This is a genomic window from Legionella maioricensis (assembly GCF_023618015.1).
Lineage (GTDB): Bacteria > Pseudomonadota > Gammaproteobacteria > Legionellales > Legionellaceae > Legionella > Legionella maioricensis.
In genome coordinates this window covers 1-13,927 of sequence record NZ_JAJKBJ010000021.1, presented here as the reverse complement: position 1 = coordinate 13,927, position 13,927 = coordinate 1, and the positions used below count along the sequence as shown (strand labels likewise).

The following is a 13,927-nucleotide window of genomic DNA, read 5'->3' as shown; positions in this document are numbered from 1 at the left end:
GAGCACCTTCCCAAATACAACTCGAATAAGTTCATTCTCATCACTATCCTTATGATGATTTTTTTACTCCAACCCTAACTTTATTGACACTCATTTTGCTAAAAACAACAAATCAGGTAGAGATAGTACAATTTAGAACAACTAAATTTCAATACGTGCCCGCGAAGTATAGCACTCTGTTTTTATCACGCAAAGTTAAGTCGTAAAGTAAAATGCATCCTCTTCTGGTCAATTATTAAAACCAGTACTATGATTAAATAAAATGATTATTTTGAGGTCGATATGCTGGTTAAAAGGCCGATTTACAATCAACAATTAAAATGTGTAGCCTTTGAAATTTTATCATATCAAAATTTAAAACTTAATGAGGAAGTAACCGATACTCTTTTTGAGCTCATTTATAACTCGGATACCCAGTTGCCTTTGTTTGTTCCCTTTGCTTTAAAAGCTGCTCTGGAGGAAGCCGATCCTCCGATGGATAATCCCATTATTTTAAAAATTCAGGCAGATGAAATTGAAACCACCTATTCCTTAACTGAATTGCAGGAATCCTTATTTTCAATAGCCTTGCTGATTAATACCCCCCAACAGCTAGCATGGTTAAATTTTGCCGAATACATTGCTCTTTCTGAGCAATTAATGAGTAGGGCGGATGTTACTAAAGTAGTCCAGTTCTCTAAAGCAAACAATCGTAAAGTAATCGCTTATAATCTTAATAAACCAATCAGTTTTGATAAATGTAAAGCAATGACAATGGATTATTATTGCGGTGATTTCTTATTTAAACCGCTGAAAAATGATTCGACCGATGTCGCTGCCAATAAGTTAAATCTGTTACATCTTATTCAAACACTGCAACATGAAGATTGTGATTTTAATGAAGTCTCCACGATAATCCAAAGCGATCCCTTGTTAAGTTTCCAACTCCTTAAAATAACAAACTCCCTGGAGTTCTCTGGTGGTCAGTCAATAGAGTCAATTGAGCAGGCAATTGCTCGTATTGGAATAATCCATTTAAAAAATTGGATTATGCTGTTATCTATGAAAAATATTTCTGATAAACCAATTGAAATACTAGAGTCAGGATTAATCAGAGCCCATATGGCTGAAGAGCTGGCCAAAACTACTCCCCAAGTGACGAGCCAAAGTGCCTATACGGCTGGATTGTTGTCTATCCTGGACTGTTTAATCAATAAACCAATGCCAGAATTAATAAGTCAAATTACGCTGACGGAGGAACTGAAAAATGCACTGACAAACAATACTGGTCCTCTTGGAGAGCTTCTGTCTTTAGTCGTTGCTTATGAAGAAGGGCACTGGGAAGATGTTTCAAAACATCATTTTAACGGGCAGGATTTAAGTAAATTATACATTGATAGCCTGAATTTTGTGGCCAAAACAATGCATAACTAATTAGTACGTGATATTGCGTGATTTTTAGATATAGGAATTCAAAATTTAAGAATCAGTTCGGGTCTATTAATATTTAATGCTATCGCTTTGTACTGTGACGTCCCGAGACTTGTTCGTGGGATCTAGGATATAATCTAGGATTTGCGCTTATTTCAAGATCTCTTGGATCCCGCGAACAAGTCATGGGACGTAGGTGCTAAGAGAAAATATTCAAAACAGGCTTGTTCTTCTAATCGTTACTCCAGGTATTTTGTCAACTAAGGCTTTAGAAGCACTACGCTCAGGATGAGAATTTTAATTGAAAAGGTAATCCAAATGATATTTTTTATAAGATACATCGGTGCACTGCTCTATGATACCATTACTGTATTAGCCCTACTTTTTATTTTAACAGGCATAATCGTTTTATTTAATCGTGGGCAGGCTGTTCCCCCAGAAACGCCCTGGTACCAATTCATTCTTGTCTGTGGAGCATTGCTTTATTATTACAGTTCTATGAAATTCGGCGGACAAACTTTAGGAATGAGAGCATGGCGACTTAAATTAGTCGGGCTGACTCAGCAAAGGCTATCAACACCACAAATTCTCGCCCGTATCCTGTGTTTCTTGCCGGCAATACTTATCGCCCCTTTTTACTTCACTGGGAACTACACCTTGTTGAATCGATGGACTAAGACAGATTTTATTATGAATGGCAGTGCTCTCAGGACAATCCCCTGAAAGCACTTCTCTTTGATTACCGCTTAATTCCCACTGAGCTGGAGTTAAATGACTGTTTGTAGCTATCACGCGGTGCTTCAGGAGGATAGCCGTACTTGCTCGCCATTCGTTTCACATTTTCTAAATAACGCTCGCCCCATTCACCCGGCTCAAAGTTAGTGACAACTACGTTATAACTTAAATTAATAATAGATTCAAAGGCCTTTCTTTGAGCAATTTCATGCCCTCCAAAGGCAACCTGAACCTCTGTCTCTTCACTTACCCCTCCAGATTGGAGGCGAGATATCAGGATACTAATCATTTTTTCTATAGTAAAAAATAATTTACACATCGACATTCCGGCACTCATCATGTCTTGGCTTTTAGACGTAGACAATTTGTTTCCAGAATCATGGATAGGATAAACAAACTCAACTTCGCTGTCAGATATCGATTCCGGCTCAATAATGATAGGTGGCGAAATTCTTTCTATGTGAGGTGATGAAATATAGAGATGAAAATCGGCCCAATGCCACCAAATTTGATAAACCCGCTCTATTATGGTTACAGGATTATTTAAATCCTCCTCTAACGTTAATTTACGAAGATCAAGAGAGATCTCTTTGATACCGGGTTTATTATCAATCTCGGGCTCTGCCATTTTCTTACCCAAATATAAAAGGTGATATTGCTATATTAGCTCAAATTTAATTGATGAGCACGAAGGATAGTTTTTTTAACGGTAAAAAATGCGTAAACATTAGTTACTTATAACAGAATTATTTTATTCAATCACCGATATTCGGCTTGGAGCAAGATATTGATAATACTCAGGTGGTTGGATGCGACATTTAAAACAGGTACTTTGGCAATTAGCCTTCTCTTGGCATTTTCGTATTGTTCCTTTGCTAACCCATAAATCCAGCATGGGTTGCAAAGCGGTCAGCTCCAAATGAAACTCTCGAGTTAATTGTTGGGTACTCACTACCCCTTCACGACAGATGTAATCACGTATTTGCAGCAGCACCTTGCCTCCTTAGGCTTTGCCCGCTATAAAAAAACAGAACCAGAACGAGGATCAAACCAAGTAACATGCTTATTATCCAAAGCCCACTGGACTGAGGATGTTCTAAAAATGTAGCCGCCTGATAAAAAACAACCGCAGCAATATAAGCGATAATAAAAGACCAAATGACTGAGATCCACATCAATTGCTTATTTGCTTCCTGACGAATCACAGCCATCGTTGACACGCAAGGAATATACAGAAGAACAAAGAGTAAATAGGCATAGGCCCCAATTTGACCATCAAACCGTTGAAACATTATTCCATATACCGATTGAGATAACTGGCTGTCTGCTGCACTGGCTACTACGGGATTCCATAAAGCCGAGCCCAATTGAGCCAAATTATGAGGAATGGACCACAAGGCGGCTTGAATACCCCCCAAAAAATCAAAGTGTGCTGCTGCGGCTTCGCCCAAATGACCGACTTGAGCATAGAGCGAATTTAAAGTACCCACAACAACTTCTTTAGCCAACATTCCAGTTAATAGCCCTACTGTTGCAGGCCAATTATCCTGATGAATTCCCATGGGAGCAAATAAAGGGGTAATCCATTGCCCCATTAAAGAAAGCAAAGATTGCTCACTGGCGTCGCCAGAATTAATCCCTCCCCCCAGCGTAATAGCATTCAATCCGCCCAGGATAACGCAAATCGGGATAATTAATTTTCCGGCTCGAAAAACAAAAAACTTCAATCGAAGCACTGTTTCTTTAAGCAAACGTTTGATTGCAGGCCTGTGATAAGCAGGCAACTCTAAAATTAAAGGTGAGGCATGACCTTTCAAAGTCGTCTTGCGTAAGAGAAAACCGGTGAATACAGCCATCAAAATACCAACAAGATATAAAGAAAACACCACATTTTGACCACCAGTCGGAAAAAATGCAGCAACAAATACCGCATAAATGGCCAAACGTGCACTACAGGACATGAAAGGACTCATCATCACAGTCAGTAGACGATCCCGTTCTGAGTCCAGAGTACGTGCGGCCATAATAGCCGGCACATTACATCCAAAACCAACAATCATCGGTACAAAGGATTTTCCAGGCAACCCCATGGCACGCATGGCCTTATCGACGACAAAGGCCGCTCTGGCCATATAGCCAGAAGTTTCCAGCAACGATAAAAAGAAAAACATGGCGGCAATAACAGGAATAAAAGTCAGGGTAGTATTGACCCCTTTGCCGACCCCATTTGCAATGATAGCAATTAACCAGTTAGGTGCGTGCCATTGTTGTAACAACCAGGCACTACCCTGGACAAAAACAGTGTCAGTACTGATGTCAAAAAAATCCTGGAATGCTCCACCAATGTTGATAGCGAACAAAAACATCAAATACATCATGGCGAAAAATATAGGAAGGGCCAAAAAACGGTGTAACACGATTCTGTCTAATTTTGCGGTAAAATGCTCACTGGCATCACTGTGTTTTTTCTGGACAACAGAAACAATCTGGTGAATTTTCTGATAACGAGCATCAGCTAATAAAACATCAATACTCAGCCCTGATTCAGATTGAGCTAAATCAATAGTTATGGATTCATCCGCAAGTAAAGAATCGCCTTCTGCCAGTCTACGGGAATAATAATAGGCAAGCGCCTTATTATAGCCTTTGTTGATTAATTGTTGTTCCAGATGGCTTAATGCGTGTTGAACAAGTGGTGCTACGGGAAGAACCAGCGGTGAAATTTCTTTGGGCAGCTTGACCAATGCCTGCTGAAGGGCTGGAATACCTATATTTTTATGTGCTTGAATTGGAATAACTGGGCAACCTAATTGTTTTTCTAATGCTTTGATATCAATAGATATACCGCGTTGTTGAGCGATGTCCATCATATTAAGTGCCACAATGACCGGCTTGCCAAGCTCTAAAATTTGACTGGTTAAATATAAATGTCGCTCGACATGACATGCATCTATAACATTAATAATGCAATCTGAGTCCATTGTCACAATGGACTGAGCTGCAATTTGCTCATCCTGGCTTAAACCTTTAGCATTAGCGACCAGGGAATACACCCCCGGCAAATCGGTTATACCAATGACTTGTCCATTAAAAGACAGCTCACCTGTCTTCTGCTCAACCGTGACTCCTGGCCAATTTCCCACGCGCTGATTATCGCCAGTTAACGCATTAAATAGAGTCGTCTTACCACAATTAGGATTGCCTATTAATAACACATGAGTCATACACGCTCCAATACTAATTGACTCGCTTCTTCTTTGCGTAAAGTTAAAGAGGTACCTCTGACTTCAATTTGTACCGGACAACCTAAAGGGGCAACTCGCACTACGGAAAACTCTACGCCACGAGTAACTCCCAAAGATAAAAGTCTACGTCTGTATTGCGCCTCGGTAGAACCAAAATCAACCAGACGTACCCGATCGCCTCGTACTAACTCTTTAATTTGCATGATGTAACACACTATTATTAAATCAATTGATATTAACACAAATGCTATCGAGAATCATTCTCAATTAAGCAAAAAAATAAACATTTTTTCCCAAAACTGCCTCAGACTGCAGCCATCAAGGATGTAGCCTGGGTGAAGGCGCGGCCGTAACCCGGGTTCGAAACCTGATTCAAGCCTTTATCCCGGATTACGCTTCGCTCCATCCAGGCTACATATTATTTTAAGTTGACGCCATTAACTGTTCACAGGGTAAATGTCGTTGCGAACGAAGTGAACGTTCGCAGACGACTATTTTGGTTATGTCATTTTAATAAATTACATGCAGAGATAAAACCTGTTCTTCTTGGAATTACAAAAATACGAGTCCTCATGCTATATCCTCTACTATTCGACGTGGATGGCGACTGAGGTAATCAACGGATTGCATTTCGGTTAAACGACTTAGGGTTCGTTTAAAAGTTTCTTTCATCTCACCCTTAACATACAGCTCGTCAAGAGGAACCGCGGCAGAAATAATAATATTAATTCCCCTATCGTACATGACATCAATCAAATGAATGAACATAATGGTTTGTGCTGTATGTCCCTCAGTTAAACGAGGTATACCACTAACAAATACACTATCAAATTTATCCGCTATTTCTAAATAGTCTAATTGACTGCGCGGCAGGTTACAAAGAACATCAAAACCAAACCAAATGGATTTCTCATCCCGGCGAATATAAGGAATATCACGATTTTGGATGGTGATGGTTCCATTTTCCTTTACCTCTTTAGCCAAAAGGACAAATTGTTGTTCCATTGTTTTTGCACTGACTTCATTTAAAGGATATAAATAGGCGTCTAATAAGGGTTGTCGCCCTATACGATAATCTCGATTTTCATGCAGTAAAAGTACCTCACAATTATTTTTAATTATTGCAATGGCAGGCAAAAACCGGGCACGCTGCACACCATTTAAATACAAATCATCCGGTTTAGTATTAGAGGAAATGACTAATATAACCCCCTGAGCATGCAAAGCTTGTAACAATTCGGCCAAAATCATCGCATAAGCTACATCATGAACTAAAAATTCATCAAAACATAATAATCGAGTTGATTTGGCAATATCTTTTGCAATTTGCTTCAATGGATCTTTTTGTCCCTGTAATCGTCTTAACTGAGCATCAATTTGCTGCATAAAATGATGAAAATGAAAGCGGGCTTTTTGCTTTTCCTCGACGTGCTGATAAAACAAATCAACTAAGTACGTTTTTCCAACACCGACTGGGCCATACAGATACAAACCTTTAATTGAATTGCGCCTCCCCCAATGAAACCAAGAAGGTTTAGGCTTTTTTAACTCATCAGCAAGCCTTTGCATGTGCCCCAATACTTCTCTTTGTAAGGGATCATTATCAATATCATTACGCTGAATAGCTGCTTCATATTGGGCTAACAAAATCATAACGAAGGAACCTGCCTATGCATGTATTCCATTAGTTGCGTTTTAAGTTCCACCAATTTCCCGTGAAAAAAATGTCCTGTCTCAGCAAACTCAATCACTGGTAATACAGGAGAAGACTGCCTGGCAAAATCAATGACTAGAGAATGAGGCACCACTTCGTCAGCATCCCCCTGAATGATGAGCCAGGGATGTGGGGCGGGATTAAACTCCCTGTAATCATAATGATGGACTGGTGGTGCAATAGTAATTAATAGAGCATTCTCAAATTGCGCAGCTGTCCTGTAAGCAACATAAGACCCAAAAGAAAATCCGGCCAATACAGGTCTCAGATCTGGTTGTTCTTTTCGCCATTCGTTAACCAGGGCGATCATATCCTCACTTTCACCGATGCCGTCATTGTAAGATCCTGCAGACTGACCAACACCGCGAAAATTAAAGCGTAACGAAGGAATACCTAATTCCTTAAAGGCCCGCGCCATAGTAGTCACGACTTTATTATTCATTGTTCCACCCTGTAAGGAGTGGGGATGACCTAGAAAAGCGACAAAGGTATTATTTACGTGCTCGGGAACCGTTAACACCGCTTCCAGTTGCCCCGAAAAACCTTGAAGAAATAAGGGATGCTCGCCAGGACTAGCTAATTTTTCAATGAAACTCATAAAAAACCTGTTATTATAAAATACATAAATAATAACCCAGATTTCAAGTCGATATAACTAGAGATTTAGGATATTGCGATTGTACTTCCTCTCATGTCACGAAAAAGCGTACATAGGGCGTCTTATTGGCACCTGAGTTATTAGAGCTGTTAGCTCTCCTGGCGATATTATAGAGGTATATGCTGTATGCACCAACATCGTTTTTTGAGTGCTCAGTAAAATAAGGATAAGTAAAATGAATGAACTAAAAGAGACTCAAAAAGAACTCATAGAAATACCCCCCACAGCCAAATCCAGACGTTTTATTCTCCTTATAGCTATTCCTTCAATTTTTGTAGTAATCGCCGCCATCTTATATCTTATGGGCGGTCGTTATGTTGAAACAGACAACGCATATATTAAAGCGGATAAAGTACCTATCAGTTCGCAGGTTTCAGGTGTTATTAAAGAAATTCTGGTTCAGGAAAATCAATCAGTAAACAAAAATCAAATTCTATTTCGTCTTGATCCGCAACCCTTTCAAGTAGCATTGGCCAAAGCTGAATCACAATTGGCTCAAGCGAGAATAAACATTCTGGCAATGAAATCCAGCTATCGTGAAAAACAAGCGGAAATCGCCTTGGCACGAACCAAATATGCTTTTTCTTTACGCAACAAAAAACGCCAGTCGGATCTCGCGGCAAAACATTTTGCCTCTGTATCCAATCTCGATGATGCCCAAGAAGGAGCGGAAATTGCAGCGCAACAATTAGTAACAGTGGGACATGATTTACAGCGTTTAGCGGATTCGCTCGCCGGAGGCGTGGATGAACCTGTTGAGCAGCATCCCAGTTATTTGATCGCAAAAGCAGAACTGGATCAAGCCAAACTGGATCTCGCTCATACAGAAATAAGAGCCCCTATGTCCGGCTTCATTAATTCGCCTCCTAAACCTGGCCAATACATCCCGGCAGGCACCATTACCATGACTCTAGTTGCTAATGACCATCCCTGGGTTGAGGCTAATTTTACTGAAAAAGAACTTGCTAATATCCGTCCAGGACAACAGGTTATTGCAACGGTGGATATATATCCAGGCAAAAAATGGAAAGGGATTGTTGAAAGTTTAAGCCCTGCTACAGGCTCAGAATTCTCCATTATTCCTGCTCAAAATGCTACCGGAAACTGGGTTAAAATCGCACAAAGAATAGCCGTTCGAATTAAATTAATTGCAGAACCGGATAGCCCTCAACTTCGTTCAGGATTAAGCTCTTGGGTAAAAATAGACACCAAATCACTGCAAAACGCAACGAAAAAGACATCTTGAGCAGATTGCCATGTCTAAACTTTTAGAGAGCAATCAAACCCAAAATAGTTCGCGAAGACTATTTATAACCCTTTCGGTAATGCTTGCAACGATTATGCAGGCATTGGATACCACTATAGCCAACGTGGCCTTGCCCTATATGCAAGGAGGAATGGGCGCTACTCAGGAACAAATTTCCTGGGTACTGACTTCTTATATTGTTGCCGCCGCTATATTTATGCCTATGACCGGATTCTTGGGTAATCGATTTGGGCGTAAACGCCTGTTTATCTGGTCGGTGGTGGGATTTACTATAGCATCCATGCTTTGTGGCGCAGCTCAAAGCTTACCCCAAATTGTCATTTTTCGTTTGCTCCAGGGGATTTTTGGAGCCAGTCTGGTTCCTATGTCACAGTCTGTATTATTGGATACTTACCCCCCCGAAAAACATGGTGCAGCTATGGCAATCTGGGGCATGGGGGTCATGGTAGGTCCAATTTTAGGTCCATCTCTCGGAGGATGGCTCACTGAATATTACAGCTGGCGGTGGGTATTTTACATTAATTTACCTCTAGGATTACTTGCCTGGCTTGGTTTGGCTTCTTTTCTGGAAGAAAACGTCCTGGAACATGAAAGACACTTTGATTTAATGGGTTTTGCATTTTTAAGCATTGCTATAGGCTCCTTACAATTATTTCTAGATAGAGGAGAGTCCCTTGATTGGTTGAATAGCAATGAAATTATCGTTGAAGGGATGCTCGCAATACTCTGCCTCTATTTATTTATCGCTCATATAGTCACTTCACGCCAGCCATTCCTTGATCCGGGCATGTTTAAAGATCGCAATTTCACGGTGGGCCTTATTTTTATTTTTATTATCGGTATTATTCTCTTGGCCACAATGGCATTGCTCCCTCCCTTTTTACAAGGCTTAATGGGCTATCCAGTGATTGATATCGGTTTGGTACTTGCTCCACGAGGAATAGGGACGATGATGGCGATGATGATTGTTGGCAAACTGTCTGGCAAATTAGATACGCGCTATCAAATCTTTTTGGGTTTAATCCTGACCAGTTACTCTTTATGGCTTATGACTTTATTTAATACGGATATTAGTAGTTATGACATCGTGTATACCGGGATGATCCAGGGTTTTGGTTTGGGTTTTATTTTTGTTCCTTTATCCACCGTAACTTTCGCTACCTTACCCGCACAATATCGTAACGACGGCACCCCCCTATTCAGTCTGTTAAGAAATATAGGAAGCAGCATTGGTATTTCTGTGGTCATGACTAAATTAGCGCAAAATCTCCAGGCCAACCATGAAGCGTTTACCGCGTTTATTACGCCATTTAATCTCAGTTTGCGACAGGCAACCGAATCAGGAGTCATGAATATTACATCAACACCAGGACTTACCGCTCTCAATGCAGAAGTGACGCGTCAAGCGGCAATCCTTGCCTATTTACAGGATTTTCGTTTTATGATGTGGTTAGTCATTGCTGCCCTCCCGCTGCTCTTATTCTTGAAAGCCCCGGTTAAAAATTCAAATAAAGCAGCTCCGACTCAAATACCGGAATTTGAAGGATAACTTAATTGTCGAAAAAATTGTTTTAATTTAGTGAGAGGTCGCCAAAATATAATAAGTTTTTTCCAGACTTAGACAATAGACATTTTGCCATAGCCCCTAATAAATCCTTAATCTATATTTATTACAATTCTTTCTCTGCAACTGTAATGGAGAAACTATATCAATGGGAAAAATTAGAAAGGTTGTTATTCTTGCTAACGGAACGGTCTCAATAACACAGAATAAACCAAGTCAAGCAGGCAGTTTCGGATTTTTTAGTCTTAGTAAAGTAGCAGCATGGTTGATGCATGATCCAAGTAATTTTATTAATCAATTAGCGGAACATTGCAAAGAAAAAAACATGCTTATTCTTGATGGCCCAGGAACAGACATTACTACTCCTGATGGATCGCTATTAAAATCAATAGGTGCCCTGATCGATGGACATATTGGTAATGGTGGTCTTAATGCTAATTTTGAAAAAATAAAACAGTTTTTAGAAGAGCATTCCAAACAAGCGGTAGAAGCAGAAGAAACGTTGATCATTTGCGCTGTTGGCTGGAGCCGGGGTGGGTTTGTTTTGAGTCAAATAAGGGAATGGATTGAACAAAAATCAGCACAAGGAGCCATTAGAGTACACATGGCGAATTTGCATTGTATTGATTCAGTAGTAGGTGGCCCTACGGACAGACTGCGCTATCTCTTCAGGGAAGAGGGAGATGACCAAAAAGCGCCAGTTAATATAAAAGTACATAATTATTTATCAAATACGGGCAATCTCAATCTATGGGCCTATATTCTCCGGTATCTTCCTGAAAAATATCAGATAAATTTGCCATTCTTTAGTGCGGTTATCGATAAGACTCAAAATATAACCTACTCTATTAGTGGAAAAGAATACACGCACAGTTCAACTAACTGGCTATTTCCTGCAACTCATGAAGCACTGGTAGGAAAGCCGCAAAATCAAGTTGATCAATGGGCCGGAGATATTGTTCTAGCTGATATTGTTCGTAATTTCCTAGATCTTTCCTTTTCTCTGGATGAGGACTGGGCGAAAGAAGCGATAAAAAAAGGGAAAGTTGGATTAGAACAGTTACGTCAAAGCAACATTTCCTTGGTGAGTTATAGAAAATATTTAGATTTTGCTAAAGTGACAACCACCTTTTTTGGCAGGAAACCAACAGAAGACGATAAGATTAATTCATTTTTAGATATGGGGGATTTTCCCCTTGAACCCAAATTTGATGCAAAGGCAAAGTTATGAGCTCTTTTTGCAAAAAATTCCCATTGTCTCTAATTAATGAATCAAAAGGTAGGAGAAAGGAAAGAGTAACGTGGCTATCCCAGATAGCCTCAACTCAGGCAAGTAAATTGTTGTTGGAATATATTCACCTCTATCCTATTTAATTATATGATGTCAGGTGACGCGTTGACCTTCATTAGGCAGCGACTTTACTTAAACTATTGGAGGACTTGATCTATGAGACAGGTACCTGAATTGCTACTTCCTTTCTTCGTCCATTTTCGTTTTCTCCAATTAAGGAGAAGTGTATGAAAATTCAGGATTTTAAAAGAAAAAAACAAGAACATCATAAAATTTCCATGATAACCTGTTACGATTATCCGTCAGCATGTATTGTTGCCGAATCGAACATTGATTGTGTTTTGGTCGGGGACTCAGTAGCCATGGCGGTGCACGGGCATGAAACCACCATTATGGCTACTATAGACATGATGGTCCTTCATACGCAGGCGGTTGCACGAGGATTAAAACAACAATTTTTAATCAGTGACCTGCCCTTTTTAAGCCATAAAATCTCTCACACTCATACCATTGAGCAAGTTAAGTGCTTGTTACAAGCCGGAGCACAGGCAGTCAAGATTGAAGGGGCAGATACCGATACATGTCAAACGATTACCCATTTAGTAAAAGCTGGAGTACCAGTAATGGGCCATATAGGATTAACCCCTCAATCCATTCATCAATTGGGTGGTTATAAAGTGCAAGGAAAAAATCAAGAGCAAGCAGACAGTTTATTGCAACAAGCTCGGGATTTAGAACAGGCGGGTTGTTTTGCTTTAGTTATTGAATGTGTACCACAACATTTAGCAAATACCATAACAAACGCATTAACCATCCCAACTATAGGAATTGGTGCCGGCTCTGATACCGATGGCCAAGTGCTTGTTTGGCACGATATGTTGGGTTTGCAAACTTCATTTAATCCCAAATTTGTAAAACGATACGCCAATGGAAAAGACCTTTTTGTCGATGCCTTAAATACTTACGTGCAACAAGTACAACAAGAACACTTCCCTACAGCTGAATATGCTTTTTAAGAAGAGATACTAATGCAAATTATTTCTAACCTGAATGATTGGGTAAGCTTACGTAATAGCTTACCCAATGACCGCACCTTAGGCTTTGTTCCAACTATGGGTAATTTACATGCTGGACATGCTTCTTTATTTTTAACCAGTAGTAAGGAGAATGACTACACCATTGCCAGTTTATTTATTAACCCGACTCAATTTAATAAACCAGATGACTTTACTCATTATCCGCGAACTCTAGAGGCAGATATCGAACTGATGGCCAATTCCGGGGTAAATTTTTGCATTCTTCCCACGGAGCAAGAGATTTACGCCGATGGGTACACTTATCAAATTCAGGAAAATCGCCTCTGCCAATTAATGGAAGGCCAATACAGACCAGGACATTTTAATGGCGTATTAACTGTTGTGATGAAACTGCTTAATTTAACTCGCCCACACAGAGCTTATTTTGGTGAAAAAGATTATCAACAGTATTTGTTAATCAAGGGAATGGTTAAAGCACTGTTTATGAATGTAGAGATAAAATCTTGCCCTACCATTCGTGAAGCCAGTGGTTTGGCATATAGCTCACGAAATAATCGGCTGAATGAGGAACAACGAATACTTGCAAATCAATTTGCAAATATGTTCCATCAGAACAAGCCTTGTGCCATGATAATTGAAGAGCTAACTGCCGCGGGTATTTCGGTAGAATATATTGAAGAATATCAAAACCGCAGATTTGCTGCAGTAACGATAGGTGACATTCGTTTAATTGATAATTATTTATTATCCTAGGGGTTAAGCTGCTTTCCGTCATCTCGAGGAATTTGCGACGAGGAATCTCCTGAAACAGGCATGAGCCACACTTGGGAGATCCTTCGCTTCGCTCTGGATGACGTGGCAGTGAGCCTGAGAGAGGCACTGCCATTGACTTAAGCTGCTTTCCGTCATCCCGAGGAGCTTGCGACGAGGGATCTCCTGAAACAGGCATGAGCCACATTTGGAAGGTCCTTCGCGTCGCTCTGGGTGACGTGGCAGTGAGCCTGAG

Annotated in this window: 13 protein-coding genes; 7 read left to right on the top strand and 6 right to left on the bottom strand. The window is 40.2% G+C overall.

Annotated elements, in window-relative coordinates; translation table 11 throughout:
• Positions 1-282: 282 nt before the first annotated feature.
• Positions 283-1,413 (top strand): EAL and HDOD domain-containing protein, encoded by a 1,131-nt coding sequence (locus tag LOX96_RS14120; RefSeq protein ID WP_250423185.1) that lies wholly within the window; start codon positions 283-285, stop codon positions 1,411-1,413.
• Positions 1,414-1,728: 315 nt separating this feature from the next.
• Complete coding sequence (locus LOX96_RS14115) at positions 1,729-2,133, top strand: RDD family protein (protein ID WP_250423183.1); 405 nt, start codon at positions 1,729-1,731, stop codon at positions 2,131-2,133.
• A gap of 16 nt (positions 2,134-2,149) precedes the next feature.
• Here the strand turns inward: LOX96_RS14115 and LOX96_RS14110 are convergent, their stop codons facing one another.
• From LOX96_RS14110 to LOX96_RS14085, 6 genes are all read right to left on the bottom strand, one after another.
• A complete protein-coding gene (locus tag LOX96_RS14110; protein WP_250423181.1) occupies positions 2,150-2,773 on the bottom strand; it encodes a virulence factor in 624 nt (207 codons plus the stop codon).
• 123 nt (positions 2,774-2,896) lie between these two features.
• Positions 2,897-3,139 (bottom strand): FeoC-like transcriptional regulator, encoded by a 243-nt coding sequence (locus tag LOX96_RS14105; RefSeq protein ID WP_250423179.1) that lies wholly within the window; start codon positions 3,137-3,139, stop codon positions 2,897-2,899.
• On the bottom strand, positions 3,120-5,369 hold the full coding sequence (gene feoB, locus LOX96_RS14100) for a Fe(2+) transporter permease subunit FeoB (RefSeq protein ID WP_250423177.1): 2,250 nt from the start codon (positions 5,367-5,369) through the stop codon (positions 3,120-3,122). The genes LOX96_RS14105 and feoB overlap by 20 nt, the downstream gene beginning before the upstream one ends.
• Complete coding sequence (locus tag LOX96_RS14095; protein WP_250423174.1) at positions 5,366-5,593, bottom strand: FeoA family protein; 228 nt, start codon at positions 5,591-5,593, stop codon at positions 5,366-5,368. Before LOX96_RS14095 ends, feoB begins: the two co-directional genes overlap by 4 nt.
• 367 nt (positions 5,594-5,960) lie before the next feature.
• On the bottom strand, positions 5,961-7,043 hold the full coding sequence (gene zapE / locus LOX96_RS14090; RefSeq protein WP_250423171.1) for a cell division protein ZapE: 1,083 nt from the start codon (positions 7,041-7,043) through the stop codon (positions 5,961-5,963).
• Positions 7,040-7,702 (bottom strand): alpha/beta hydrolase, encoded by a 663-nt coding sequence (locus tag LOX96_RS14085; RefSeq protein ID WP_250423168.1) that lies wholly within the window; start codon positions 7,700-7,702, stop codon positions 7,040-7,042. Before LOX96_RS14085 ends, zapE begins: the two co-directional genes overlap by 4 nt.
• Before the next feature lie 235 nt (positions 7,703-7,937).
• On the opposite strand from LOX96_RS14085, the gene LOX96_RS14080 reads away from it, so the two are divergent.
• The 5 genes from LOX96_RS14080 (at position 7,938) to panC (ending at position 13,674) form a co-directional block, all read left to right on the top strand.
• Positions 7,938-9,008, top strand: coding sequence for an HlyD family secretion protein (locus LOX96_RS14080; RefSeq protein WP_250423165.1), 1,071 nt, complete (start codon positions 7,938-7,940; stop codon positions 9,006-9,008).
• A gap of 10 nt (positions 9,009-9,018) precedes the next feature.
• Positions 9,019-10,578 (top strand): DHA2 family efflux MFS transporter permease subunit, encoded by a 1,560-nt coding sequence (locus tag LOX96_RS14075; RefSeq protein ID WP_250423163.1) that lies wholly within the window; start codon positions 9,019-9,021, stop codon positions 10,576-10,578.
• 163 nt (positions 10,579-10,741) lie between these two features.
• Positions 10,742-11,824: a hypothetical protein gene (locus LOX96_RS14070; protein ID WP_250423162.1), complete on the top strand. Its 1,083-nt coding sequence runs from the start codon at positions 10,742-10,744 to the stop codon at positions 11,822-11,824.
• A gap of 287 nt (positions 11,825-12,111) precedes the next feature.
• Positions 12,112-12,900, top strand: a complete 789-nt coding sequence (gene panB, locus LOX96_RS14065; protein WP_250423161.1) for a 3-methyl-2-oxobutanoate hydroxymethyltransferase — start codon at positions 12,112-12,114, stop codon at positions 12,898-12,900.
• A 12-nt stretch (positions 12,901-12,912) separates the two neighbouring features.
• Positions 12,913-13,674 carry a pantoate--beta-alanine ligase gene (gene panC, locus LOX96_RS14060; protein ID WP_250423160.1) on the top strand — a complete coding sequence of 254 codons (762 nt, stop codon included), beginning with the start codon at positions 12,913-12,915 and terminating at the stop codon, positions 13,672-13,674.
• Positions 13,675-13,927: the final 253 nt, after the last annotated feature.

Excerpts from the sequence above, each read along its gene's own strand:
- LOX96_RS14120 (WP_250423185.1), top strand. The coding sequence starts at position 283 with ATGCTGGTTAAAAGGCCGATTTACAATCAACAATTAAAATGTGTAGCC.
- LOX96_RS14115 (WP_250423183.1), top strand. The coding sequence starts at position 1,729 with ATGATATTTTTTATAAGATACATCGGTGCACTGCTCTATGATACCATT.
- LOX96_RS14110 (WP_250423181.1), bottom strand. The coding sequence starts at position 2,773 with ATGGCAGAGCCCGAGATTGATAATAAACCCGGTATCAAAGAGATCTCT.
- feoB (WP_250423177.1), bottom strand. The coding sequence starts at position 5,369 with ATGACTCATGTGTTATTAATAGGCAATCCTAATTGTGGTAAGACGACT.
- LOX96_RS14095 (WP_250423174.1), bottom strand. The coding sequence starts at position 5,593 with ATGCAAATTAAAGAGTTAGTACGAGGCGATCGGGTACGTCTGGTTGAT.
- zapE (WP_250423171.1), bottom strand. The coding sequence starts at position 7,043 with ATGATTTTGTTAGCCCAATATGAAGCAGCTATTCAGCGTAATGATATT.
- LOX96_RS14085 (WP_250423168.1), bottom strand. The coding sequence starts at position 7,702 with ATGAGTTTCATTGAAAAATTAGCTAGTCCTGGCGAGCATCCCTTATTT.
- LOX96_RS14080 (WP_250423165.1), top strand. The coding sequence starts at position 7,938 with ATGAATGAACTAAAAGAGACTCAAAAAGAACTCATAGAAATACCCCCC.
- LOX96_RS14075 (WP_250423163.1), top strand. The coding sequence starts at position 9,019 with ATGTCTAAACTTTTAGAGAGCAATCAAACCCAAAATAGTTCGCGAAGA.
- LOX96_RS14070 (WP_250423162.1), top strand. The coding sequence starts at position 10,742 with ATGGGAAAAATTAGAAAGGTTGTTATTCTTGCTAACGGAACGGTCTCA.
- panB (WP_250423161.1), top strand. The coding sequence starts at position 12,112 with ATGAAAATTCAGGATTTTAAAAGAAAAAAACAAGAACATCATAAAATT.
- panC (WP_250423160.1), top strand. The coding sequence starts at position 12,913 with ATGCAAATTATTTCTAACCTGAATGATTGGGTAAGCTTACGTAATAGC.